Consider the following 350-nt stretch of genomic DNA (forward strand, 5'->3'; position numbering starts at 1 on the left):
CTCGCAGTTCCACTTACCTCTCCTGCACTCTAGACACCCAGTTTCAAATGCAGCACCCAAGTTAAGCTCGGGTATTTCACATCTGACTTAAATGTCCGCCTACGCATCCTTTACGCCCAGTAAATCCGGACAACGCTTGCCACCTACGTATTACCGCGGCTGCTGGCACGTAGTTAGCCGTGGCTTATTCACCAGGTACCTTCAATTTTCCTCGCAAGGAAATTTTATCCCCTGGCAAAAGCAGTTTACAACCCAGAAGGCCTTCTTCCTGCACGCGGCATGGCTGGTTCAGACTTGCATCCATTGACCAATATTCCCTACTGCAGCCACCCGTAGGCTGTCTCTTATAC

At 50.6% G+C, this 350-nt stretch carries 1 rRNA gene; it reads right to left on the reverse strand.

Features of this window, described 5'->3' with window-relative positions:
* A 16S ribosomal RNA gene (locus tag ACTHS4_RS11710) occupies window positions 1-350 on the reverse strand; the annotation flags it as partial.

Origin of the sequence: Neisseria sp. P0014.S009 (assembly GCF_051958155.1) — a bacterium.
Taxonomy (GTDB): domain Bacteria; phylum Pseudomonadota; class Gammaproteobacteria; order Burkholderiales; family Neisseriaceae; genus Neisseria; species Neisseria flavescens_C.